The sequence below is a fragment of the Chryseobacterium sp. LJ668 genome (assembly GCF_019613955.1).
Lineage (GTDB): Bacteria > Bacteroidota > Bacteroidia > Flavobacteriales > Weeksellaceae > Chryseobacterium.
Window position 1 is genome coordinate 2958891 of the sequence record NZ_CP080443.1, and the last position, 26074, is coordinate 2984964.

Annotated in this window: 23 protein-coding genes; 20 read left to right on the plus strand and 3 right to left on the minus strand. The window is 34.5% G+C overall.

Annotated features, from left to right (window positions below; genetic code table 11):
• Window positions 1–3: 3 nt before the first annotated feature.
• From K0U91_RS13795 to K0U91_RS13845, 11 genes are all read left to right on the plus strand, one after another.
• Window positions 4–1263, plus strand: coding sequence for a nucleoside permease (locus tag K0U91_RS13795; protein WP_220179154.1), 1260 nt, complete (start codon window positions 4–6; stop codon window positions 1261–1263).
• A gap of 114 nt (window positions 1264–1377) precedes the next feature.
• Window positions 1378–1929 carry an RNA polymerase sigma factor gene (locus K0U91_RS13800; protein ID WP_219969173.1) on the plus strand — a complete coding sequence of 184 codons (552 nt, stop codon included), beginning with the start codon at window positions 1378–1380 and terminating at the stop codon, window positions 1927–1929.
• Window positions 1895–2587, plus strand: a complete 693-nt coding sequence (locus tag K0U91_RS13805) for a hypothetical protein (RefSeq protein ID WP_220179155.1) — start codon at window positions 1895–1897, stop codon at window positions 2585–2587. Before K0U91_RS13800 ends, K0U91_RS13805 begins: the two co-directional genes overlap by 35 nt.
• Before the next feature lie 77 nt (window positions 2588–2664).
• Window positions 2665–3771 carry a hypothetical protein gene (locus K0U91_RS13810; RefSeq protein WP_220179156.1) on the plus strand — a complete coding sequence of 369 codons (1107 nt, stop codon included), beginning with the start codon at window positions 2665–2667 and terminating at the stop codon, window positions 3769–3771.
• A gap of 159 nt (window positions 3772–3930) precedes the next feature.
• The gene (locus tag K0U91_RS13815) at window positions 3931–4314 is read left to right on the plus strand and encodes a hypothetical protein (protein WP_220179157.1); all 384 of its coding nucleotides are present in this window, start codon (window positions 3931–3933) and stop codon (window positions 4312–4314) included.
• Window positions 4315–4361: 47 nt separating this feature from the next.
• Complete coding sequence (locus tag K0U91_RS13820; RefSeq protein ID WP_220179158.1) at window positions 4362–4715, plus strand: hypothetical protein; 354 nt, start codon at window positions 4362–4364, stop codon at window positions 4713–4715.
• An 18-nt stretch (window positions 4716–4733) separates the two neighbouring features.
• A complete protein-coding gene (locus K0U91_RS13825) occupies window positions 4734–5912 on the plus strand; it encodes an acetyl-CoA C-acyltransferase (RefSeq protein ID WP_220179159.1) in 1179 nt (392 codons plus the stop codon).
• A 373-nt stretch (window positions 5913–6285) separates the two neighbouring features.
• Complete coding sequence (locus tag K0U91_RS13830) at window positions 6286–7779, plus strand: MFS transporter (protein ID WP_220179160.1); 1494 nt, start codon at window positions 6286–6288, stop codon at window positions 7777–7779.
• A 64-nt stretch (window positions 7780–7843) separates the two neighbouring features.
• Window positions 7844–8770, plus strand: coding sequence for a mevalonate kinase family protein (locus K0U91_RS13835; RefSeq protein WP_220179161.1), 927 nt, complete (start codon window positions 7844–7846; stop codon window positions 8768–8770).
• Between the two features lie 10 nt (window positions 8771–8780).
• On the plus strand, window positions 8781–9710 hold the full coding sequence (locus K0U91_RS13840) for a UbiA family prenyltransferase (RefSeq protein WP_220179162.1): 930 nt from the start codon (window positions 8781–8783) through the stop codon (window positions 9708–9710).
• Between the two features lie 63 nt (window positions 9711–9773).
• Window positions 9774–10940: a proline dehydrogenase family protein gene (locus K0U91_RS13845; RefSeq protein WP_220179163.1), complete on the plus strand. Its 1167-nt coding sequence runs from the start codon at window positions 9774–9776 to the stop codon at window positions 10938–10940.
• A 52-nt stretch (window positions 10941–10992) separates the two neighbouring features.
• Here K0U91_RS13845 and K0U91_RS13850 read toward each other — a convergent pair whose 3' ends face one another.
• Entirely contained in the window at window positions 10993–11529 is a 537-nt protein-coding gene (locus K0U91_RS13850) for a helix-turn-helix transcriptional regulator (protein ID WP_220179164.1), read from the minus strand.
• 801 nt (window positions 11530–12330) lie between these two features.
• Between K0U91_RS13850 and K0U91_RS13855 the strand changes: the two genes are divergently transcribed.
• The gene (locus K0U91_RS13855) at window positions 12331–13440 is read left to right on the plus strand and encodes a M14 family zinc carboxypeptidase (protein WP_220179165.1); all 1110 of its coding nucleotides are present in this window, start codon (window positions 12331–12333) and stop codon (window positions 13438–13440) included.
• Between the two features lie 47 nt (window positions 13441–13487).
• Here K0U91_RS13855 and K0U91_RS13860 read toward each other — a convergent pair whose 3' ends face one another.
• Window positions 13488–13994 (minus strand): DUF4920 domain-containing protein, encoded by a 507-nt coding sequence (locus K0U91_RS13860; protein WP_220179166.1) that lies wholly within the window; start codon window positions 13992–13994, stop codon window positions 13488–13490.
• 142 nt (window positions 13995–14136) lie between these two features.
• Between K0U91_RS13860 and K0U91_RS13865 the strand changes: the two genes are divergently transcribed.
• The 7 genes from K0U91_RS13865 to K0U91_RS13895 all read left to right on the plus strand — a co-directional run bounded on the left by K0U91_RS13865 (window position 14137) and on the right by K0U91_RS13895 (window position 22958).
• Window positions 14137–15552: an APC family permease gene (locus tag K0U91_RS13865; RefSeq protein ID WP_220179167.1), complete on the plus strand. Its 1416-nt coding sequence runs from the start codon at window positions 14137–14139 to the stop codon at window positions 15550–15552.
• Between the two features lie 454 nt (window positions 15553–16006).
• A complete protein-coding gene (locus K0U91_RS13870; protein WP_220179168.1) occupies window positions 16007–16447 on the plus strand; it encodes a GPW/gp25 family protein in 441 nt (146 codons plus the stop codon).
• Window positions 16448–16465: 18 nt separating this feature from the next.
• The gene (locus K0U91_RS13875) at window positions 16466–18349 is read left to right on the plus strand and encodes a type VI secretion system baseplate subunit TssF (RefSeq protein WP_220179169.1); all 1884 of its coding nucleotides are present in this window, start codon (window positions 16466–16468) and stop codon (window positions 18347–18349) included.
• 201 nt (window positions 18350–18550) lie between these two features.
• Window positions 18551–21379, plus strand: coding sequence for an excinuclease ABC subunit UvrA (gene uvrA, locus K0U91_RS13880; RefSeq protein ID WP_220179170.1), 2829 nt, complete (start codon window positions 18551–18553; stop codon window positions 21377–21379).
• Between the two features lie 244 nt (window positions 21380–21623).
• Window positions 21624–22022: a hypothetical protein gene (locus K0U91_RS13885; RefSeq protein WP_220179171.1), complete on the plus strand. Its 399-nt coding sequence runs from the start codon at window positions 21624–21626 to the stop codon at window positions 22020–22022.
• 106 nt (window positions 22023–22128) lie between these two features.
• Window positions 22129–22623 carry a GNAT family N-acetyltransferase gene (locus tag K0U91_RS13890; protein WP_220179172.1) on the plus strand — a complete coding sequence of 165 codons (495 nt, stop codon included), beginning with the start codon at window positions 22129–22131 and terminating at the stop codon, window positions 22621–22623.
• Between the two features lie 104 nt (window positions 22624–22727).
• Window positions 22728–22958, plus strand: coding sequence for a hypothetical protein (locus K0U91_RS13895; RefSeq protein WP_220179173.1), 231 nt, complete (start codon window positions 22728–22730; stop codon window positions 22956–22958).
• Between the two features lie 50 nt (window positions 22959–23008).
• Here the strand turns inward: K0U91_RS13895 and K0U91_RS13900 are convergent, their stop codons facing one another.
• Entirely contained in the window at window positions 23009–23323 is a 315-nt protein-coding gene (locus K0U91_RS13900; protein ID WP_219969153.1) for a DUF4286 family protein, read from the minus strand.
• Between the two features lie 148 nt (window positions 23324–23471).
• Between K0U91_RS13900 and gyrA the strand changes: the two genes are divergently transcribed.
• Window positions 23472–26066, plus strand: coding sequence for a DNA gyrase subunit A (gene gyrA, locus K0U91_RS13905; protein WP_220179174.1), 2595 nt, complete (start codon window positions 23472–23474; stop codon window positions 26064–26066).
• The last annotated feature ends 8 nt before the right edge of the window (window positions 26067–26074 follow it).

A 26074-nucleotide genomic window follows, 5' to 3' on the forward strand; every position in this document is an offset into this window, starting at 1 on the left:
ACAATGAGTTTAAAATTACGATTAACCATACTCAGCTTTCTGCAGTTTTTTGTTTGGGGAGCCTGGCTTATTACCTTTGCAAATTACTGGTTTGGAACGAAACAATGGGGCGGAGAACAATTCGGAATTGTTTTTATGACCTTAGGAATTGCGTCCATCATCATGCCTGCAATTACAGGGATCATTGCTGACAGATGGATGAATGCCGAAAAACTCTACGGAATTCTGCATTTGGGATATGCCATTGCATTGCTTTATTTACCTCAGGTAGATGATCCCAATACTTTTTTTTGGGTAATGCTTATTGCAATGTTTTTTTATATGCCTACAATTTCGCTGTCTAATTCTATTGCGTATTATATCTTAAAAAATAATAATTTTGATGTGGTAAAAGTGTTTCCGCCAATACGCGTTTGGGGAACTTTAGGTTTTATTGCGGCTATGTGGATCACGAATTTAACTGACAACAAAGCTTCTGCCAATCAGTTTTACATCGCAGCGGCTTTTGCTGTGGTTTTGGCAATTTATTCATTCACATTACCTCCTTGTAAACCTCAAAGTCTGATTCCCAAAGATGCGTCTCTTTCGGAAAAATTAGGATTTAATGCTTTCAAGCTGTTCGGAAATTCTAAATTGGCATTGTTTTTTATTTTCTCAATGTTTTTGGGAGCCGCATTGCAGTTAACCAATATGTACGGAGATGTATTTTTATCAGATTTCGGTAAAAATCCTGCTTATGCAGACAGCTTTGTAGTAAAACGTTCTACGCTTATTATGTCTATTTCACAGTTTTCAGAAACCGCGTTTATATTGGCAATTCCATTTTTCTTAAAAAGATTTGGAATCAAAAAAGTGATGTTGATCTCTATGTTTGCTTGGGTTTTACGTTTTGCATTTTTTGCTTTCGGTGATCCGTATGGGTTTGGATTAGGATTGATTATTTTATCTTGTATCGTCTACGGAATGGCGTTTGATTTTTTTAATGTTTCAGGTTCTCTTTTTGTAGAAACAACTACAGATTACAAGATTCGTTCTTCTGCTCAGGGTTTGTTTATGATGATGACCAATGGTTTTGGGGCCATTGTAGGAAGTTTCGGAAGCGGATGGATCATTTCAAAATTCTTTACTTTAGCAAATGGTGATAAAATGTGGCAAGAAATATGGTTGCTTTTCGCTGGTTATGCACTCATCATAACAATTTTATTTGCGATTTTCTTTAAACATAAACATGATCCGAACGAAATTGCCAATGTGAATCATTAAATTTATAGAGGAGTTTTTTAAAATATTAGATTGCACTTTGAATAAAAGTGCAATTTTTTTTATTTTCGGGCAACTATTTCAAACTTTTGCAGTCTTAAAGATAGAAACTGATACATGAAGAATTTAGAAGAGAATTTTAACCTTGCCAAAAAACAGGATCGGAGAGCCCAAAAAGCTCTTTACGATTTTTTTTCAGCTAAAATGCTGGCGGTTGCAAATTCTTATACAAATAACATTCATGATGCTGAAGATATTTTGCTAAATGCCTTTCTAAAGTGTTTTAATAAAATAGAAGATTGTAAAGAATGGAAAAGCTTTCCTTTTTGGTTGAGGAAAATTGTCGTCAACGACTCGATAAGTTTTGTCAGGAAAAGCAAAAATATTTTGTATTCAGATATTGAAATTCCAGATTATCCGGATGATGACATCGATGAGAGACTTTACGATATTAATGTAGAAGAAATATTTTCTCAGATGCCGGTAGGTTATCGATTGATCTTCAATCTCTACATATTTGAAGACAAAAAGCATCAGGAAATCGCTGAAATTATGAAAATTTCTGAAGGAACCAGCAAAAGCCAATTGAGCAAAGCCAAAAAATGGATTGCAGATTATTTAAAAGCAAAAGAAAATGGACGACAAAATAAAGAAACGGTTAAGATCTGAATACGAAGAACTCGAAATACAACCTTCTGCAGATCTTTGGAATCAGATAGATGCAACGATGGAAAAACAGCCACAAGCTATTTTGAGACCTGCTTCACCTTTTCAATGGTGGAAATATGCAGCCGTTGCTGTACTAATACTTTCTCTAGCAACTTTAATTTATTATAATCGTGATTTTGATGCACAGGAAACAGATCATATCGTTAAAAATAATATTAAAAAAGCGGTATTAGAGTCTGAGAATAATCCTAAAATTATCCCTCAAAAAGAAGATCCTATTAAAAAAGAAGAACACATAATTGTGATAAAATCTGATCAAGAAACAAGAGAAAATAATTTTAAGAGCTTACAACCGAAAAAAGAAATAAATCAGCCTCAATTTTCAGAACCTGAAGAAAAAATTGTAATTCACCATACTGAAAGCAATCTCCATATACAGGAAAATATAGAAGATAACAGTCAGCCCCTTATTAGAGATGCAAAAAAAATAAGCTACATCACTGCAAATGACCTTTTAATAGGGAGGGAACTTGATAAATCCCGCGAAAAATCTACAATCAACACAAAAAAATTCGGAGTAATTCATATGGATAATGTAATTCCGAAAGTAGGAAACGTTACCGTTTTGGGAGTTACTGTTTACATCGATCCTAAATAATTGTATACTTTTTTTAATAATAATTAACTGTTCCGTAGGTACAGCAGTAAAATAATGCCTAAAATAATCAACTAAATATGAAAACAACAATTGCGTCATTAACCTTTATTCTGTTCTTTTCTTGTATGTATTCTCAGGAAAGACCGGAAATGGATTCTAAAATGAAAGTTTATGCCAGTAAAATTGACAGTATCATGCTTTCTGAAAAATCAAAAATGAATAGAGAGCTTGATGATATAGACAAGAATTTCAGAGACAATAAAATCACATCTGAAGAAAAGCAAAAACAACGCACGGAAATTGCTTCAAAATATGAGCAGTCTATTAATGAAAAAATTGATACCCAAAAAGATGCTTTACAGGATGTAACAAAAGAAATAGTGAAAAATTCTGTCTTTTATCCTCACGACACATTAAAAACTAAAAAAGATCCAAATAATCAGGTTAGTATCGGTCTGAATGGATTGTGGATGAAACTAAGCCAGGAAAATAAGAAAACACCTAAAGATTATCTCCGTACTATAGATCTTTCTGTGAGTTTTGTAAGTGCAAATCTTACCTCAAAAGATGAACCATTCAGATTTTTCAGTAAAGATTCTGATGTGCGAAATACAGTTTATAATTCAACAAATTTTGCATTGAGATATGAAAATCAGGTAGGAGGGTTTGAAAGCCCGGTATTTTACCGCTTTGGTTTAGGCGTAAGATCAGATAATTTTGTCCCAAAGTATGGTAAAGTATTCAGCCAAGAGCAAAATGTACTAAAAACAGACGATTTTACAAAAGGGAATTTAAGAAAAACAAACTTTGCTAATACGTACTTATTCATCCCTTTGGATATAAGATTTGTCTTAAATCCAAAATATACAACTTATGATGGCATCCGTTATTTAGATAATAAAAAAAGTCAGATTAATATCGTTGCGGGTGTGTACGGCGGTTTGAAGGTGGGGAGTGTTATTTATAACAAATATTCTAACGATTATTCAAAAAGAATCGTTGAAAGAGAAAGGGTAATGCATGGTGTAAATGATTTTGTTTTTGGTGGTAAACTGGGTGTCGGTATCGGAGGATTTAATATTTATATCCAAAAAGATTTTACTCCCGCATTTAATAACAATGCCGATCTGAAGAAGAAATATGGATTGCAGATTGGTGTAGAGTTAGCAAATATTAATTTTTAATTATTTATGTAAATCTTACTTTTGTTAAATTATTATTAATTTTTAGTTAAATATTTTATCGATCTTAAACATTAATATTCGAATAATTGATTTTAAAAACACACCCTAAATAAGTGTGTTTTTTTTTGTACTTTGGCCTTCTGAGAATGTAACTTTAACATGAAAAATTTACAGTTAATTGGTGTAATATTAGTGGTGGCCGGAAGCTTTTTGCCACTTGTGCATGTTCCGATTATCGGGAACTGGAACTTTTGGAAGCTAGATCAGCGGTTAGCAATGATGTGTTATTTATTAGCTGCTATGGCACTGGGCGGAATCGCCACTAATCACAGAAAATTTGTAAAAATCATTGGCGGAATATTGCTTATCTTATTTTTATTTACTGTTTTGGCTACAAAATATCAGGCATTCAGTTATTTCAGTTTCCTGCCTTTTAAATCATGGACAGAAACTTTAGCTGCAACTGTAACACTAAAATGGGGATGGGCTGTCGAATTTTTAGGGGCTGTAACCATGCTATTTGCACCAAAGAAGAAAATATGAAAATGCGTTTCTTTTTCCTGATTATTTGTCTGATTTGTAGTTCTAAAATGAAATCTCAGGAGCACTTTTTGTTACCGGATGAGCCTGCAAAATGTCATCTGATCAGAAAAGGAAAGTTTGTTAAGGAAGGCACCTCTGCAAAAAAATGGCATTTGGTAATTAAAAATGATTCTCAAAGAGAATATACAAACAACGGTAAAGATTACATCAAATATAAAATTGAATTTCTTGAAAACTGTACGTATAAGACGACGGTTACAGGGAAATCAAATGGTAAAAATACAATGAGATTAGGTGATGTTATAATCAATAAAATTATGGAAACAGATCATCAGTTTATTAAAATTTCATCTCAGTATTTTAATAAAACTGATGAATTTGTACTTGAAAAAATAGAATAAATTAAAATTAAAAAAAATATGAAAGAAGTATTCATAGTTTCCGCAGTAAGAACTCCAATGGGAAGTTTTATGGGAAGCTTATCAACAGTTCCTGCCACAAAATTGGGAGTAGCAGCAGTAAAAGGAGCATTAGATAAAATTAATCTTGACCCTAAAAATGTTGACGAAGTTTATATGGGTAATGTGTTACAGGCAGGTGAGGGGCAATCACCGGCTCGTCAGGTAGCATTAGGAGCAGGGCTTTCAAATGAAACGATTGCTACAACTATCAATAAGGTTTGTGCCTCAGGAATGAAGGCCGTGACGATGGCTGCACAGGCAATCAAAGCTGGAGACGCAGAAGTTATCGTTGCCGGAGGTATGGAAAATATGTCTATGGTGCCACATTATTACAATGCAAGAAATGCAACCAAATTAGGTGATGTGAAAATGCAGGACGGAATGGTTTTAGATGGTCTTACAGACGTTTACAACAAAGTTCATATGGGAGTTTGCGCAGAAAAATGTGCGACAGATTATAATTTCTCAAGAGAAGATCAGGATAATTTTGCTGTAGAATCTTACAAAAGATCTGCAAAAGCGTGGAGTGAAGGTAAATTTGCTGAAGAAGTAGTCCCTGTATCTATTCCACAAAGAAAAGGAGATCCTGTACTATTCGCTGAAGATGAGGAGTACAAAGCGGTTAATTTCGACAGACTTCCAACGCTTCCTACAGTTTTCAAAAAAGAAGAAGGAACAGTAACGGCTGCAAACGCATCTACTTTAAATGATGGTGCTTCTGCATTGATTCTTGTTTCTAAAGAGAAAATGGAAGAATTAGGATTGAAACCTTTAGCAAAAATTATTTCTTACGCCGATGCAGGTCAGGAGCCTGAAAACTTTACCACATCACCATCAAAAGCATTACCGATTGCTCTCAAAAAAGCAGGTTTAGAGATTTCAGATATTGATTTCTTCGAATTCAACGAAGCATTTTCTGTGGTTGGTTTGGCAAATAACAAAATCTTAGGACTAGATGCCGCTAAAGTAAATGTAAACGGTGGCGCAGTATCTCTCGGCCATCCACTGGGAAGTTCAGGTTCTAGAATTATCGTTACTCTGATCAATGTCTTAAAGCAAAACAACGCTAAATATGGTGCTGCAGCTATTTGTAACGGCGGCGGCGGAGCTACTGCAATCGTGATTGAAAATATGTAATTTTTATGAAATTTAAATTTGGTATCATTATTTTACTGATTGGATTTTTAATAACTCTGGTAGGTGCGTGGCTAAAAATCACTCACATCTCATTAGGGCCTTTCAATGGCAATATAATTCTGACAGCAGGTACGATAGTGCAAGTAGCAGGGATTATAGTACTTATAATTCAAATAATGACGAGTAAAAAGACTCTTTAAACAAATAAAATTTCAATCATAAATTTTAAAAACCAAAAGCATTCATGTTTTTGGTTTTTTTAATTTTAATCTTACCCTCATTTTAACAAATCAATAAAATTTAACCTTATAAAAATAAAAACCACCGAATGTTCAGCGGTTTTTCTATTTTTGTGCAACTAATTCATTTGAAAATGTCTGAAACTGAAATTCAACCTGCACAAAATATAAAGAATAACCCAAAGATTATGAAAGCCTGGGCGGTCTATGACTGGGCAAATTCTGTGTATTCTTTGGTAATAACATCCACTATTTTTCCTATTTATTATTCTATTCTCACAACAAAATTTGAGCAAAAAGAATACGTAGAAGAAACAGGTAAATATATTGATGTTCCGGTAAGACATCTTATAAGAATTTTTGGTACAGAATATCAACCAGATGCCGTATACGGTTATTCTCTTACTATTTCGTTTTTAATTGTTGTTTTGCTTTCTCCATTTTTGTCTTCTTTAGCAGATACCATTGGAAACAAAAAGTCTTTTTTACAGTTTTTCTGTTACTTAGGTGCAACTTCTTGTATGGGATTGGCAATGTTCACTGGGATGCATAATGTCTTTTTAGGATTGCTTTTTAGTATAACAGCCAGTGTAGGATTTTGGGGAAGTCTTGTATTTTACAATTCTTTCTTACCGGATATTGCAACTCGCGACAAACAGGATGCACTTTCTGCAAAAGGATATGTATACGGGTATATTGGTTCTGTAGTATTGGTAGTGATTTGTTTGATTTTAATTCAGGTTTTGGGTAAAGGTAATCCAGAAAAGCAATTAATATTTACTAGAATCAGTTTTCTTCTGACAGGAGCTTGGTGGTTTGGTTTTTCACAGTATACTTTTAAGCATTTACCTCAATTTGGTGATGTTAAGGAAAAACTACCTAAAGATTTGGTATTATTAAATTATAAAAACATCTTTAAGGGCCATGAAGCTCAAGGTGGTTTTTTTGAGGTTTTTAAAGATAATATCAGCTTTTATAAAGATATCGCAAAAGAAAGTTTTAATGAATTATTTAAAGTTGGAAACGAATTATTTAAAGATAAAAACCTGAAATTTTTTCTGTCGAGCTTTTTCTTTTACAGTGTAGGAATGCAGACTATTTTCCTAATGGCAACATTATTTGGAAAAAGCGAAATAAATCTTGCACAGGATAAATTGATCGGAACGCTTTTGATTATACAGATTGAGGCAATTATTGGCGCGGTTTTATTTTCGAGACTATCAAGAAAAATCGGTAATAAAAACGTTATTTCAATTGCAATAGTTTTATGGATTGTTGCTTGTACGTGGGCGTATTTCTTGAATAAGGAAAATCCTAATGTAGAATATCAATTTTATGGTGTTGCTGCGGTTGTTGGTTTGGTGATGGGTGGTCTTCAGGCAATGTCACGATCAACTTATTCTAAACTTCTTCCGGAGAATTCTATGGAAAATACAACCTATTTTAGTTTTTATGACGTATTAGAAAAACTGGCAATTATCATTGGGACATTTATTTTTGCAACATTGATAGAGCACTTCAACAATATGCGTTATGCAGCATTATCTATGACACTTTTCTTTGCAGTGGGACTGATTTTGATTAGGTTTCTGAATGTAAAGGCGATTAAGAGCACAGACACAGTGTAAATGGCTCAAAATTTGCTAATATTCAGCAAAATACGTTAACTTTGAACAAAAGATTTATTACAAGATGACAAACCCTCTTTTTTACGCAAAAATTCTTCTCTTTGGAGAATACGGAATCATTGAAGATTCTCAGGGTTTAACGCTTCCTTACAGCTTTTATAAGGGTACTTTAAAATTCTCTTCACTTGACTCAGAATTTGAAAAAAAGTCTAACGGTCATCTTATCAAATATGCAGAATATTTACAAAATTTAGAACTTCCTGCAGGTTTTCAATTAAATGTTTCTGATTTTCACGAAGAAATTTCAAAAGGTTTATTTTTTGACAGCAATATTCCGCAAGGATACGGCATCGGTAGCTCAGGAGCTTTAGTTGCTGCGATTTTCGAACGTTATTCTATCACCAAATATATTCCGGAAAATGTTTCTAAAGACCAGTTAAAAAATCTAAAGATGGTTTTTGGTTTAATGGAAAGTTATTTTCATGGAAAAAGTTCGGGCATTGATCCTTTGATTTGTTATATGAATCTGCCAATTCTTATCGAAAATAAAGATAACGTAGGCAAAGTCTTAATCCCCGAAAGTGAGGCAGGAAAAGGGGCCATTTTCTTAATTGATTCAGGAATGACGGGTGAAACCGGACCAATGGTACAGATTTTCTTTGAAAAAATGAAGACCGAAGGTTTCCGTAAAACATTGAAAGAAGAATTTATCCGTTATAATAATGCCTGCATCGATTCGTTTCTTAAAAAAGACATGAATCCTTTCTTTAGAAATCTTAAAAAATTGTCGCATTGGGCGTACGAGCATTTCCGGCCAATGATTCCAGAAAGTATTTTTAATGTGTGGAAAAAAGGATTGGATTCTAATGCATACTATTTAAAACTTTGCGGAAGCGGAGGTGGCGGTTATATTCTGGGATTTACAAAAGATTACGAAAAAGCTGAAAAAATGCTTGATGGTTTTCATAAAGAAGTGATTTACAGATTTTAAAAAATCCGGAATGAATTCTGAAAAAGAAACTTTCCAGGACAATAATTTTATATCCAAATCTCTGTTTTACAGACTTTCACAATTTGTCGGCTTTCTTTTGGGAGCGAGGTTTTTTGTAGCCGCCTTACTCACGTTTGCCCTTTACGTTTCCACATTTTTCCTTTTTAATCAGGATGAATCTTTCAGAAGTTTTGTCTTCGATTTTAAAGTTCACGGCATTATTTTCTGTACCGTTCTCTCTATTCTGTCCGGTGGTATCATCAATCAGTTTTATGATTTTGAAAAAGACCATATTGTAAAACCTTTCCGAACGAGAATTCAGAGTTTTATCAAACAAAGATATTTTCTGTATGCTTATTTGGCGTTAAGTATCATCTCTTTGGGCGTAGCGAGTTTTATATCTTATCGCGTATTTATTTTTTTTATTGTTTATCAGTTTTTTATGTGGTTTTACAGCCATAAATTGAGCCGGATCTTAATTTTAAATAACCTCACCTTCGTGAGTCTCACCTTATATCCTTTCTTCGGTATGATGGTCTATTACGAGACTTTTTCAAAGAAAGTCTTATTAATGGCAGTGTTTTTATTTTTAATCCTTTTATGTATTGATATTGTAAAGGATACCTTAACAAAAAGTGTAGATAAAACCTTTGGTTATGTCACAATTCCCAATTATTTTAAAAGTAGAATAACCAACACAATTATAATTTCATTATTAATGGTTACGATGGTTGTTTCAATGAAACTCATAGCAAAAACAGGAATTTCAGGCTTTATGGCCTATTATTTTGCAGCAGGATTATTTATTATGATTTCATGCATTTATTTACTTTTAAATTCTTCTAAAAAATCTAAGTTTTTCACACTCAATATTTTGCGATTCTGGGTTTTCGTGGGAATTATTGCAATGCTACTCAACGGAATTGAAGGTAAATTATAGAAAATATATTTTAAAAGCTTTCAGGTTATTCTTACATTTGCCAAAATTAAATCTAAAAAAAGAATGCCCATTTTTAACGATACAAAAGTCGCATTTGCCGATAAAACAGATGCACAGTTGAGAAAAGCATACTGGATGTTTAAGATGATTGAACAGCCTGCTTTAACCAATATCGGAACTTCTCTGCTTAATTTTACCGTTCATAATAACTTCCCATTCGTCAACGGAATTGTAAAAAATACATTGTTTGAGCAATTCGTAGGGGGTGAAACGCGGGAAGAAAGTATGAAAGCGGTGAAACAGCTTTTCAAAAGAGGAGTTGGAAGTATTTTTGACTATTCGATTGAAGGGAAAGAAGATGAGAAGACTTTTGATGCAGTGTGTCAGGAAATTAAAGATATCATTAAATTTTCTGTAGGAAATTCTGCCATACCTTTTATTGTTTTTAAGCCTACCGCTTTCGGAAGAATTGATTTGTATGAAACTGTAGGTAAAAAGTTAGAGTTGACATCAAGCCAAACAGAAGAATGGGCGAGAGTGGTAAAAAGATTTGATGAAGTATGCAAACTTTGCTATGAGAACGACAAAAAAGTAATGATTGATGCAGAAGAATCTTGGATGCAGGATGCTGCAGATCAGCTTTGCGAAGAAATGATGGAAAAATACAATCAACAAAAGCCAATTGTCTGGAATACAATTCAAATGTATAGAACTCACCGTCTGGAATACATGGAAGCAAATCTTCACCGAGCAAGAGAAAAAAACTATTTCATCGGTTACAAAATCGTCCGTGGTGCTTATATGGAAAAAGAAAGAGCAAGGGCTGCTGAAAAAGGCTATCCTGACCCAATACAACCCAATAAAGATGCTTCAGACACAAATTACAATGCAGGTATTGATTTTGTAATGAATCATTTAGATAAAGTTTCAGCATTTTTCGGAACACATAACGAGGTTTCTTCTGAATTGGTAATGGATAAAATGAAGGCAAAAAATCTTGAAAATGGTCATCCAAACATCTATTTCGGGCAGCTGTACGGAATGAGCGATAACATCAGCTTCTACTTGTCAGATAAAGGCTATAACGTAGCTAAATATTTGCCGTACGGACCTGTAAAAGATGTTGTTCCGTATCTGACAAGAAGAGCAAGGGAAAATACATCTGTTGCCGGCCAAACCGGTAGAGAATTGGGTTTGATCAAAAAAGAGCTGGATCGAAGAAGGAAATAATTTTTAAAATATAAATTGAAGTCTGATCAGAAAAATGATCAGACTTTTATTTTTATGGCTCAAAACTTTCAAATTTTCCATTATCATAGAACAAAACTATTCGTTTAATCTTATTGGTTTGATTTTCAATAACTTGATTGATTATTTGTTCACTAGATTTTTCTAATGGCTGAGAATTGGATATTTTTTCTTCAGCTTTACTTTGATGTGAAATAGCAGATTCTCGCACGACCGTGATTTCTTCTATATTTTCTTCCTCGCTGCCAAAATCTTCATCATCATTTATCATCGTGAATAAATCGGGAAGTGAAGTCGGTTTAGTTTTCTCTTCTAAATTTTCACTTTCAGGAATATCCCCGATTTCTGGTAAATCAGATTTCAGCATTTCCCCATCGCCATTTACCAGCCAGTCCCATAAAATCTCCGGAAACCTGGATTTTATTTTAATGATAAATTCCAGTGAAGGTTTATTTCGCCCGGAAGTAATATGTGAAATGGAAGAGCGCTGTACATCGATCTCATCTGCAAATTCAGATGAACTCAATTTTGAGTATTCTATAACCTTTGAAATTCTTTCATTTAAACTCATAAAATAAGTTTTTAACCTTGTTACAAATGTAAAAATAATGTTTACAATTGCAAAATACAAATGTAAATAAAGTTCCTGAATTCAAATATACAAAAGTAAATCACATAACAGTCTAATTATCATTTAATTATATAATTATTGTTGATAACATTCAAATTTCCACAATATTTAAATATAGGCATATTCCAATATTTTATTTAAAGTAAACCTCGAGATAAGATTTTAATGTAAAATTTTAATTAAAATTTTCGTGAATTTTATTATTCATATTGATGGCATAAGCCTTCCAGCAGTATTTTGCACGAATAAATCATTATGGAGTGGGAGAGAGGCTATAAAGCTGATTTGTTGGTTATTACTAATACGTATGATAATATTTAACTTAATAATTATCCAGAAAATCGTATTTTAAGTACTATAACAAGATTTTAAGATTTAAAGTCCTTCTTATTCTTTTTAAGATTCAAAAGATGAACAGATAGTTACAAAAAATAACCTGTTTACATCCGTGTAAAACAATTTTGTCCGAATGTATTCGATACCTTACACGTTTAGCAAAATAACACTCATTTTCAGATATTTACACTTATCCACACTTAAAGTATATCTATTGCAACTGTTGAATTGAAATTTATAAACTACTGATTTTAAATATTTTACATATAATGCGTTAAATTATTATCAATCCACAATTTAACTAACAGACTTTTTGGCAATTCAGCTTGTTTAATGAAATTACAAATGTGAATTTTATGTTATCATTAAAAAACATTATTTTTGACTCTTGTAAATTAAGTTTTGATGAGTTTTGAACATTTGTATATCCAAAATCCCGATTTCCAAAATCGCTATATTTTCCCAGAAAAATTATTTTCTTACCTACAGACAAATCTCAGCGATCATATTATTGAGATAGGAAGATCTTATTTAGATAAACCTATTTATAAATTAACTGTAGGAAATGGAGATATAAAAGTTTTAGCATGGTCACAAATGCATGGTAATGAATCGAACGCTACTCTTGCAATGCTTGATCTTATAGCAACGCTGGATAACGCTCCTAAAATGAAGAACGAACTTTTCAGTCAGATAAGTTTAGATTTTATCTTTATGTTAAATCCTGATGGTTCGGAAAGATGGACAAGACTCACTGCCGCCGAAATTGATTTGAATAGAGATTTCCATAATGAAGCTAGTGTAGAAATTAAGTTTCTTAAAAAAATAGCTTCTGAGAAAAAATATGATTACGCTTTGAATCTTCATGAGCAGCGCACCATTTTCACCACAGACGGAATACATCCTGCGACACTCTCCTTTTTAGCGCCATCGGAAAACGAAGAAAGAACGATTACTGAAAATAGAAAAAAATGCATGGCAGTAATTGCCCAAACTTATAAAAATTTAAAAAAACTGATTCCTAATCAGATCGGAAGATATACAGATGAGTTCTATCCCACTTCTACAGGTGATAATTTCATCAAAGCGGGAATGGCGACAATCTTATTTGAAGGTGGACATTTCATCGGTGATTATACAAGAAAAGGAACAAGAAAATATTATACAATTGCTTTATATTACGCGTTAAAAGCAATCAGCGAATTAAAATCTGATACAACGGACTGGGAAAAATATCTAGAAATTCCGGAAAATCAGGAAACGCATTATGATATTGTGTACAGAAATGTAAAGTTGAATACGGATCATGAATGCATTTTGGATATCGCCGTACAATACAGAGAAGTTATAGAGGAAGGAAAAGATGAAATATCTTTTATTCCTTTTGTAATGGAAGTCGGGGATGTAAATAAAAGAAAAGGTTGGTTCGAAATTGACTGTACAGGTAAAAGATTTGTAAGTGACACAAAATATCCGAAACTGGATGCTGAAGTCAGTTTTAAAATAGAAGAATAAAAAAAAGCGGAACAATTTTGCTCCGCTTTTTTTTAATTTTATTGAGATTAATTAACGACTTTAATTCCGTTGGCTACAAATCTGATCTCCTCTTTTGGTTTAGTGATTGCATCGATTTCAGCCTGAGGTTTTTTAGCATCTTCTGCGTAATGCTTTTGTTCGTCAATAGAAGTTACCTTTCTTTCGGCGTTTCCTTCCAGAACTACATTTTTACCCTTCAGAGCAGTCGGTACGAAAAAGCCATAATCTTTCATTTTTACGAAAAACTGGGTATCATCTTCTGTCTGGATTGTCAACCAGCAGCCTTTCTTATCACAAACGTCAGTTACTTTACCTTTTATAGTAACGTTTTCTACTTTTGTGTTGTCTTTTTTCAACTTTTTAGCCAATTTTTCAACGGTTATTGCTTTAGATTCTGTAGAAGTAATTACAGAGCCATAGGTATCACCTACGATTGCATTTCCTGCAGGAGGGCCAGATTTTTTCTGTTCTTGAGAAAATACTAAAGTTGAAGCGCTTACTGCAACTAAAAATAATATGGATTTAAATTTCATTATTGATATTTTTCCCAAAATTAATAATAAAAATTGAATTGAGTATAAATAAAAGCCGATTACGATATGTTGAATACTAATTTCAAAACAAAAATTAAAAACAATTGCATATTTATCTATATTTGAGGGGAATAATTTGGATATGCAAAAAAAACTAAAACTTTGGGATGCTACCATGCTCGTGATGGGCTCTATGATCGGTAGCGGAATCTTTATTGTAAGCGCAGATATGATGCGGAATTTAGGATCAGGATACTGGATGATTGTTGTCTGGATCATCACCGGAATCATGACCGTAGCTGCAGCAATCAGTTACGGTGAACTGTCTGCATTGTTTCCTAAAGCAGGCGGACAATATACCTATCTTACAGAAATTTTTGGAAAAAGAATGGGTTTTCTATATGGTTGGGGCCTGTTTACTGTAATTCAGACCGGTACCATTGCTGCAGTAGCAATGGCGTTCGGAAAGTTTACGGCATATCTTGTTCCTTCTCTAAATGATGCGGCTCCGATCTTTCAGAGCGGCGAATTTCAAATTACATGGATTCAGGTTCTCGCCATAGCCATTATTCTACTGCTTACTTACATTAATACAAGAGGAGTCGAAAGCGGAAAACTACTTCAGAATGTATTCACAGGCTCAAAAATATTAGCTTTATTAGGGTTAATCGCTGCAGGATTTATTTTCGTAGATTTTTCACATCTTGCAGAAAATTTCAGTTTTGGAACTGATGCTTTTAATAATACATATAAAGACTCACAAGGCAACTTCCTGAAAAACGGTTGGGAATCTATCGATGGAATGACTTTAATGGGTGGAATTGCCGCTGCAATGGTTGGTTCGGTATTTAGCTCTGTTGCTTGGGAAAATGTAACCTTTGTTTCGGGTGAAATAGAAAATCCAAAGAAAAATGTTGTGAAAGCAATGATATTAGGGACTTCTGCAGTAATGCTTTTATATATTGCGGTGAATTTTGTTTATTTAAATGCCATCGATCGTGATTCCATCGCATTTGCGGCCAATGACAGAGTAGCGGTTGCAGCTTCACAGAATATTTTCGGAAGTGCGGGAACCGTAATTATTGCAGTTCTTGTCCTGGTTTCTACCTTCGGATGCAATAACGGATTGATTTTAGCAGGTTCAAGAGTTTTTCAGACCATGGCAAAAGACGGTTTATTCTTCAAATCTGCTGTCAAAAACAATAAAAATGATGTTCCTTCAAACGCCTTATGGATGCAGGGAATCTGGGCTTCCGTTTTATGCCTTAGTGGGCAGTACGGAAATCTTTTAGATATGATTTCGTTCGTCATCGTTCTCTTTTATATGATTACCGTTTTTGGAGTGATTTACTTAAGATTTAAGCAGCCCAATCTCGAAAGACCCTACAAAACATGGTTATATCCGATAACACCTATCATTTATTTGGTGATTGGAACTGTTTTCTGCGTTCTTCTTCTGATCTATAAGCAGCAATATACCTGGCCTGGATTTTTGATTGTCTTACTCGGACTTCCCGTTTATTATTTGATTAATCGGAATAAAAGTACGGAGTCTTAATTTTTCAGGAGCTTAGTCCCGCTTTCACTACTCGCTTTTTCCAGATTTCGGCGGCGGCAAAGCCGCCGCCGAAATCTGGAAAAGAGCTCAAACACGCCGTTCAATCGGGGCTAAAATTTTCGTTATTTAATCGAATATAGTCATTGCGAGGAGCGTAGTGACGAATTTAATCTTTAAATAAAATAGAAATCATTTTAAATAGAATATCATTTCGTCAAACTAAACGATTTTAAGTAACGAAAACTTTATAATCTTTTGTAAGTGGAACGGTTTTGTGTAACTTAAAAGAGGTTAGTTGTCAACAATCTTTGTGGAAATTTGCATTTAAATTAATTTTAGCTAAGAAGTTGAACAAACGATTATATTTCACAGATTTTCACACATTATTTCCCGAAAATGATTAATTTGGTATTTCATTTTCATATGACACCAAATTTAAGATAGAATAAGATATATGGACACACCCAATTACAGAATGCCATTCGTTCCAGCTACACTGATGTCTGAAGGAGGAAGTATAGACACCTGCGATATGGGAGAAAGCATAGCTCACAATATCATGCTCCTCATTACTACAAAAAAAGGTGAAAACAGGTATGACGAAAGTTACGGAAATGAAGTCTGGAACCTGGAATTTGACAATGGAGTAACACCTGCAGTATGGGAAAATGTTTTTATTAAAAGCCTCAAAAAACAGATTCATGATTTTGAGCCCCGGATTATCCAGCCACAGATAGATGCTCACATAGAAGTTGTGGAACACAGCTACGATACCAAAGAACATACGGAAATCAAGAAAAAAGTAAGAATCGCCATCAATGCAAAAATGGAAGCCACGGGAGAACGTTTTAGTTTCTCTACTGAAATATTTTTAAGCCCGATGTCAATTGATTAACCACCATCTTATCACAAAATGAATTTAGATCAGAATATATATTCCAAAGAATCTGTAAAAGCAAGAATGCTGCAGAATGCAACCAAAGTGTGGGGATTAAAAAGCCCGCAATCTCTGGATCCTTTTGTAAAACTTTTAATTGATGCTTTCAGTACCGAAGTTTTCAAGGCTAATAACGAAATTCAGACCGTCAATGCAAGAATTCTCGAAAAGCTGGCAAAACTTTTAACGCCTTCAATTTATACCCATCCGATTCCGGCGCATGCTGTTGCCTTTACGGCACCTTTTGAATCTTCAGAGATACTATTGGAGCACACCGAGTTTTTTTTCAGAAAACAAATGAATTCAACAGTAAAATCAGAATCAGATAAACAGCTGAATATACCTTTTACGCCAATTGCAGGAATTCGTACGATAAAAGCACAGACGGCAATCATGTTCGTTGGTAACACATGCTATAGCATCGATGAAAGATTAAATAAAATCCCAATATCTAGATTTCAGGGAAGACCTTCTGACTACAGAAAAGTAACAATAGGAATTGACGTTTCAAAATATTCAGATGAAAAATTCCCTCGATCTTTTGGGTTGTACTGTTCAAATCCTGCTTTTGAGCATTTAGACTTTGTATATAAATTACTTCCGTACATAACGGTTTCCAGTAACGGAAATCCCTTATTTGTAAAAGAAGGTTTATCATATCTTAAAAAAGAGCAGGCGGAAGGTTATGAGCAGCTTTTTCATGAACAATCGATTCAAACAAAGATTATTGAAGATATCAAAAGCATTTATCATCACAAATTTATTGAAATAGCCGGACTTTCCAGGGATTTGTTTTCTGATACAGGTGTTTTACCTCAGGATTTAGATTTTCTTAACGGAAGAGAAGAAATTCATAAGTACATCGACGGGAAAAGCTTTTTATGGCTCACCTTTGAATTCCCGCCGCAGTTTTCAGCTGAAATTTTGGATAATTTCACATTTGTATTAAATGCATTCCCCATCTACAACCGAGGCTGGAAAAAAACGGAATACAGTTTAGACATCATGGGAAACAATATCCCGTTGATCACTGAAGAAGGCGAACATTTTCTCTACGTTGACGAAGTTCAGGACGGTGAAGGGAGAAAGTACACAGAAATTCCTTTTACACCCTCCGATGATCTGAAAAAAGGTCTGTACACCGTAAGAAAAGGCGGAATGGAAAGATTCAACAATAGAAATGCAGTCGATATGATTTCTAATGTTCTCGAACTGACAAGAGATGAGATTGCTGCCTTCTCACTATTAAACCGTGATAATGTGAAAGGCATGCTCAGCGAAATGTCTGATAAAATGAAATCGATGGTTCAGAAAGTAAATAATGCCAGAAGAAGCATTAGACAAGAATTGAATTATGTGATTATGGAGCCGGTAGAAAAAACCGACCACACCTACGCCGCATTTTGGATTACGCACTGTACTTTTGCCAATCACATGCGCCCTGGGACAGAGCTTTCCAATCAATTAAAATCCCAATCTTTGATCCTTTTAACAGAAACGATTGGCGGCGCCGAAGAACAAAAAGGTTCAGACAGCATCCAGGCGTACAAATATGCTCTGACAACTAGAGATAAAATTATTTCTCTCGAAGACGTGAAAAACTATTGCAGAATGGTTTTGAAAGACGAACTCAAGGATGTCCGGGTAAAAAGAGGAACCATGATCAGTAACAAACCGAAAGAAGGTTTCGTCCGTACTGTTGAAGTAGAAGTGATCCCTCAAAATTATTCATTCTATGGAAGAGTCTATTGGGAAAATATGGCCAATATTCTAAGAAATCAAATCGTTTCTAAAGCTATTGACGGAATAGAATATCGGGTAATGATCACTAATGAAGATGTAGATTTTTTTGAGAATTAATCTGAAATAACCAAAGAAAACATTCTGAAAAAATTTTAAATAAACGATGGTTTTTCCGAAATGTTTAAGTTAAATAATTAAAGTTATCAAAATGATTTCCCGGCTTTTCAGCATAGGAATATTCTTTGTTTTAAATCTATAATTTCCATAAAATTCCGTAATTTTGCCAATCGTGATTTTCATGTAAGATCACCCCAAATTATGAGTGAATCAAAAGAATATATAGAAGTTTACGGAGCCAGAGAACACAATCTTAAAAACATTGATGTTAAAATTCCGCGTAATGAACTTGTTGTAATCACCGGACTTTCCGGAAGCGGAAAATCGTCATTGGCTTTTGATACTATTTTTGCAGAAGGTCAGCGCCGATATATCGAAACATTTTCAGCATATGCACGTCAGTTTTTAGGTGGCTTAGAACGTCCCGATGTTGATAAAATCGAAGGACTCTCTCCCGTAATTGCTATTGAGCAGAAAACAACCAACAAAAACCCACGTTCCACAGTGGGAACAGTGACTGAGCTCTATGATTATCTGAGACTTTTGTTTGCAAGGGTTTCTGATGCATATTCACTCTCTTCAGGTAAAAAATTGGTGAGCTATACTGAAGATCAGATTCTGGATACCATCAAAGAAAATTACAAAGGTGAAAAACTAATGTTGATGGCACCTGTTGTGCGTTCAAGAAAAGGTCATTACCACGAACTTTTTGTTCAGATGGCGAAGAAAGGGTACGGACAGGCGAGAATTGACGGAGAATTGCAGGATATTGAGTATGACTTAAAGCTAGACCGTTACAAAACCCACGACATTGACATTGTAATCGATCGTTGGATTATTGGTGAATCTGCCTCTGAAACCAGAATGGAGAAATCTCTGCGCACAGCAATGGAAATGGGTGAAGGTATAATCGGAATTCAAAAGCTGGGAAGTACAGAAATTGAATACTTTTCAAAAAATTTAATGGATGCCGAGACAGGTCATTCATTGGCTTTGCCGGAACCAAACACGTTTTCATTTAACTCTCCGAAAGGAAGTTGCCCAAGCTGTAAAGGTTTAGGAACTATCAAGAAAATCAATACTGATTATTTTGTTGAAAATCCTAAATTATCGATCAACCAGGGAGGTTTACTGCCTTTGGAAGATATTAAATCGAATAAATGGATTTTAGCACAGATCAAAAATATACTTGAAATTTTCGGGTTAGGATTGACGACTCCATTTAAAGATATTCCGTCAGAAGCTTTGGATTACATGTACAACGGCTGTCACAAAGAGTTTAATAAAGACCTGAAATACGCAGGAATTACCAAAAAAATAAAGATCAGTTTTGATGGCTTGATTCCTTTTATGGAAGAAATTATTGACGAAAAAGAATCTTATGAAGGTGTATTGCTCGAAAGACATTTCACAACAGAAGAAACCTGTCCTGACTGTAAGGGAACCCGTCTTCAACCGGGAAGTTTAAGTTTTAAAATCGACGGAAAAAATATCGCTGAAATCAACGGTCTAAGCTTATCGGACTTAAAAGATTGGTTAAGGGATGTAAAAGATAAATTTTCGCCGAAAAACGCAATCATCGCTCACGAAATTTTAAAGGAAATCGAAACCAGACTTCAGTTTTTATTGGATGTCGGTTTAGAATATTTAAGTCTGAGTAGAAGTTCAAAAACGCTTTCCGGTGGAGAATCTCAGAGAATCCGCCTCGCAACACAAATTGGTTCACAGTTGGTGAATGTGCTGTATATTTTGGATGAACCAAGTATCGGTTTGCACCAGAGAGATAACGAAAGACTGATTAAATCATTAAAAAATCTTCGTGACATCGGAAATTCGGTTTTGGTTGTAGAACATGATAAAGATATGATCATGGAAGCCGATGAGGTTTTGGACATTGGTCCTAGGGCCGGAAAATTCGGGGGAGAAATACTTTGGCAGGGAAAACCGGAAGATTTACTGAAAGCAGATACAATTACTGCAGATTATATCAACGGAAAAAGAAAAATTGCCATTCCGGAAATCAGAAGAGAAGGAAATGGTAAAAGTATTCTTTTAAAAGGCGCTACAGGTAATAATCTTAAGAATGTAAACCTTGAGATTCCTTTAGGAAAATTGGTGGTGGTAACAGGAATTTCAGGAAGCGGAAAATCTTCTCTGATCAACGGAACTTTATATCCGATACTAAATAAACATTTCTACAGAGCTGTTCAGGAACCTTTACCTTACAAAAAAGTTGAGGGTCTCGACAATATCGATAAAATTGTAGATGTTGACCAGACACCAATTGGTAGAACACCACGGTCAAATCCTGCTACTTATACAGGAATGTTCACCGATATCAGGAATTTATTTTCAGAATTACCGGAATCTAAAATCCGTGGTTACAAGCCGGGAAGATTTTCTTTCAATGTAAAAGGCGGAAGATGCGAAACCTGTCAGGGAGGTGGTTTGAAAGTGATTGAAATGAACTTTTTACCCGATGTATACGTGCATTGCGAAACCTGCAACGGAAAACGTTTCAACAGAGAAACTTTGGAAGTTCGTTACAAGGGAAAATCGATTTCCGATGTTTTGGATATGACAATTGATGAAGCGGTAGATTTCTTCCAGCCGATCCCAAAGATTTTTGCAAGAGTAAAAACTTTGCAGGATGTTGGTTTAGGTTACATTACGATGGGACAGCAGTCGACCACCCTTTCCGGAGGCGAAGCGCAGCGTATCAAGTTAGCGACAGAATTAGCAAAAAGACAAACCGGAAACACGTTATATATTCTTGACGAACCCACAACCGGACTTCATTTTGAGGATGTAAAAATTCTGATGGATGCCATCAATAAATTGGTAGAATTAGGAAATTCATTCATCATCATCGAACATAATATGGATGTGATCAAATTAGCAGATCATATCATCGATGTAGGACCTGAAGGAGGAAAATATGGTGGTGAGATTATTGCGAAAGGTACTCCGGAAGAGATTATTAAGTCAAAGAAAAGTTTGACGGGGAAGTACTTGAAGAAGGAAATGTAATTTTTATCTTCAAAAAAACTCGATAATTATCATAGGCTAAACCTCAAGTTTAGTCTATTTTTTGGTTTAAAGAGATCTCTAATGTTAATAATTCAATTATTTTAGACATTTAATATATTGAATATCAGTTTTTTAAATTCTAATGTTAACTCAATGTTAACTCAATGTGAATTTCGTATGAATATTTTTTATATATTTGATATAGAATTAAAAATGTTTATTAAATAATTTAAATCAGATCAATATGAAAAATAAAATCCAAATATTTGTTGCTATTCTTTTCGCATTAGGATTAACAGCAATTGCTGGCAATGTGAAAGCTCAGACAACTTCCAATACCATTGAAGAAGTGCAGTTGAATAAAGATACATTTAAAGAAATCAAAAGCCTTCTGATTGATCAATTTGATTTTACGAATTCTGATTATAAAGAAGGAATTGTAAATTCTGAAGTTAGATTTGATGTTGCAGCCAACGGAAAAATAATTAATGTACGTTCAAAAGGTGACTGCAAGAATGTGAGTAAAGAAATTGAAAGTGTTTTGAGCCATCTTCAGTATAAAATAGATGCCAGTAAACTCAATGAAAATATGATTGCATCATCGTATGTTATGCCGGTAACGGTTGATATTAACAACAGATAATCAGAATTAGTCAAATACAGAACTTCTCTAAACTGCTTGAAAAAGCAGTTTTTTTTATTCTATGAATTGTATACATTTGAGGTGCTTTTAAATTTAATTATATAAAATGAACTACGAAATAAGAGAAATGCTTCCAAAGGATGAAACAAGGGTCATGGAAATTTTTCAGCAAGGCATAGATAGCGGGATTGCCACTTTTGATACTGAACTTCCCAACGCTGAGGTTTGGAATACCAGTTTCATCAATGAGTGCAGGTGGGTTTTGGAAAATGAAACCACTGAAGTAATCGGTTGGTGTGCCTTAAAGCCTGTAAGTAAAAGAGAATGTTTCAGAGGTGTAGCTGAAGTAAGCATTTATTTTGACCAAAATTCAGTAGGTAAAGGTTTAGGTACGCTTTTGTTAAAAAAACTCATTGTCGACAGCGAAAATCACGGATTCTGGACTTTACAATCCAATATTTTCCCTGAAAATGAAGCTTCAATTAAATTTCACTTAAAAAACGGTTTCCGCATGGTTGGAATCCGGGAGAAAGTTGGTAAGCTGCATGGTGAATGGAAAGATTTGGTAATGCTTGAAAAGAGAAGTGAGACAATAATTTGATAAGCAGTAATGCAGCGGTCATTTTTAAACTTAAATTCTTTACCTCCGTAATATTTGGCATTATCATTGTTCCATTTGAATTTAGATTTAAAAAAAGAAAGAACATGAAGTTTTTAATAAAATGTACAGGAGTACTTTTAATGGTAGTCATGTTGGCATCGTGCATTGCACCGCCACATCCAAGAAGCAGACCTATGCCGCCGGGTCACGCTAAAAAAATATACGGTGGAAGTGCAAGATATTATGCGCCAGGACAGGTAAAAAAGAGAGTGTACTATTACGACAATGGGCACGCAGGTCATAAAAGGCATAAAGGTCATAAAAGACATCATTAAGAATAAAGAATGGAAAAGCTCTGAAAATATAATTCAGAGCTTATTTTTTGTTAAAATCGTGTTTTTTTAGGATTTAGAGATGTGGTAAAAATCATAACCTCCTGTCCGAATTTTTTCTCAATAATTTCACTAATATTTTTCATCTCGCTTTCCATAAACTCGCCACGTTTTTCATGATCATCAAACATCAGCAAAAGATTGTAGTTTTTTCCATCTTCAATGTATTCACTGTATACTTCAGACAATATATATTTCTCAACATCCATTAAATTTTCTGTCATCAGAATTAAGGTTTCGTCAACGTAATTCTCCCATTCTTCGATATTGTTTTCTGTACAATGGAAAGTAATGCTTAATACGCTCATATTTTAAGAATTTTTAAGATTATTTGGATAAATACTTCAGCAAAAATCGGTAAAAATTTCGTAAATTAGCCCGTTATTAAATATTCAAAATAAATAGTTTTCAGCTTGTTTTTTAAACATCTGATTATCATTACAATAAAAGTTATATATGCAAAGAGAAGGAGAAAGATTGATTCCCATCAACATTGTTGACGAAATGAAATCATCTTATATTGATTATTCAATGTCCGTTATTGTTTCAAGAGCTTTACCGGATGTAAGAGATGGTTTGAAACCTGTTCATAGAAGAGTGTTGTATGGGATGTACGGATTAAACGTTTTTTCAAACAGAAAACATCTGAAATCCGCAAGAATCGTAGGAGATGTATTAGGTAAATACCACCCACACGGAGATTCATCTGTATATGATGCCATGGTAAGAATGGCCCAGACATGGAGTTTACGTTATCCCCAAGTTGATGGGCAGGGTAACTTTGGTTCGATGGACGGCGATCCTCCTGCAGCAATGCGATATACCGAAGCAAGATTAAAGAAAATTTCAGACGAAATACTTTCTGATCTTGATAAAGAAACGGTAGACTTTCAAAATAACTTTGATGACAGCTTAACGGAACCTACCGTAATGCCTACAAAAATCCCAAATCTTTTGGTAAATGGTACTTCAGGTATCGCAGTAGGTATGGCGACCAATATGGCACCTCACAACTTAACTGAAGCGGTGGATGCAATTACTGCATATATTGATAACAGAGAAATCACGATCGATGAGTTAATGCAGCACATCACTGCTCCGGATTTTCCTACAGGTGGAATTATCTATGGGTATGACGGGGTAAGAGATGCTTTCCATACCGGAAGAGGAAGAGTTGTTTTGAGAGCAAAAGTGAGCTTTGAGGAAGTACACAACAGAAATGCAATTATTGTAACTGAGATTCCTTATCAGGTTAACAAGGCTGAAATGATTGCGAGAACTGCTGAGTTGGTGAAGGATGAGAAAATTCCCGGCATCTACGAAATCAGAGACGAGTCAGACAGAAACGGGATGCGTATCGTTTATGAATTGAAAAACGATGCGATTCCTAATGTTGTACTCAACTTATTGTACAAATATACTTCGCTTCAGACTTCTTTCAGTGTCAACAATATTGCTTTGGTACATGGAAGACCGGAGCAGCTGAATTTAAAAGATATTATTCATCATTTTGTTGAGCACAGACATGTTGTGATCGTAAGAAGAACAGAGTACGAGCTTAGAAAAGCAAGAGAAAGAGCACATATTCTTGAAGGTTTCATGAAAGTGATCGGAACTCAGGATTCTTTAGATAAAGCCATTGCAATTATTCGTCACAGTGCAAATCCACAGGCTGCAAAAGAGGGAATTATTCAGGAATTTGATTTGTCTGAACTTCAGGCTCAGGCAATTCTAGACCTTCGTTTGGCCCGTTTGACAGGAATGGAGCTTGATAAAATTCGTGATGAATATGAGGCAATTATGAAAGAAATTAATAATTTAGAAGATATTTTGGCTAATGAGCCAAGAAGGTTCCAGATTATTAAGGACGAATTAATTGAAATTAAAGAAAAATACGGCGACGAAAGAAGAACAGAAATAGATTATTCAGGAGGTGAAATGTCTATTGAGGATATTATCCCGAACGAAGCGGTAGTTCTTACAATTTCTCATGCAGGATATGTGAAGAGAACGTTGCTTTCAGAATACAAAATTCAGAGCAGAGGCGGTGTAGGAAATAAAGCCGCGACAACGAGAGATTCAGATTTCTTAGAGTATATCGTATCTGCGACCAATCACCAGTACATGTTGTTCTTCACCGAAAAAGGTAAGTGTTACTGGCTAAGAGTATTTGAAATTCCTGAAGGATCTAAAACGGCTAAAGGAAGAGCTGTTCAAAATCTGATCAACATTGAGCCGGATGATAAGATTAAGGCATATATTAGAACCAATAACCTGAAGGATACGGAGTACGTGAACAAAATGAGCGTTGTGATGGTTACCAAAAACGGTACGATTAAGAAAACGTCTTTGGAAGCTTATTCACGTCCAAGAGTAAATGGGGTAAATGCAATAGAAATCAGAGATAATGATATGTTGTTAGGTGCTTACCTAACCAACGGATCTTCGGAAATCATGATTGCCACGAAAAATGGTAAATGTATCCGTTTCCCTGAAGCAAAAGTACGAGAAGTGGGTCGAGGTTCAATAGGAGTTCGCGGGATCAGTATGGAAGATAATGATGAAGCCATTGGTATGATTGTTGTCAACGATTTGGAGAACGATACAGTTCTTGTAGTATCTGAAAAAGGGTATGGTAAGAGAACGGCTGTAGAAGATTACAGAATTACCAACAGAGGTGGAAAAGGTGTTATCACCTTAAATATTACCGAGAAAACAGGTAATCTGATTGCAATTCAGAATGTAACAGACGAAGATGGTTTAATGATTATTAACAAGTCTGGCGTTGCTATCAGAATGAATATGAATGAGATGCGTGTAATGGGTAGAAATACTCAAGGTGTAAAAATGATCAATCTTAAAAAAAATGACGAAATTGCAGCCATTGCAAAAGTAGAAATGGATAAAGATGTAGTTGAAGAAGATGAACTTTTGGAAGGTTCTGAAACAGCGATTATTTTAGGAGAGGAAAGTGATCAACCGGAAGTAGAAAACAATTCGGAAAATGAAAATTCAGAAGACAAAACTGAAGATTCAGGCTCAGAAGATTAATTTATAAA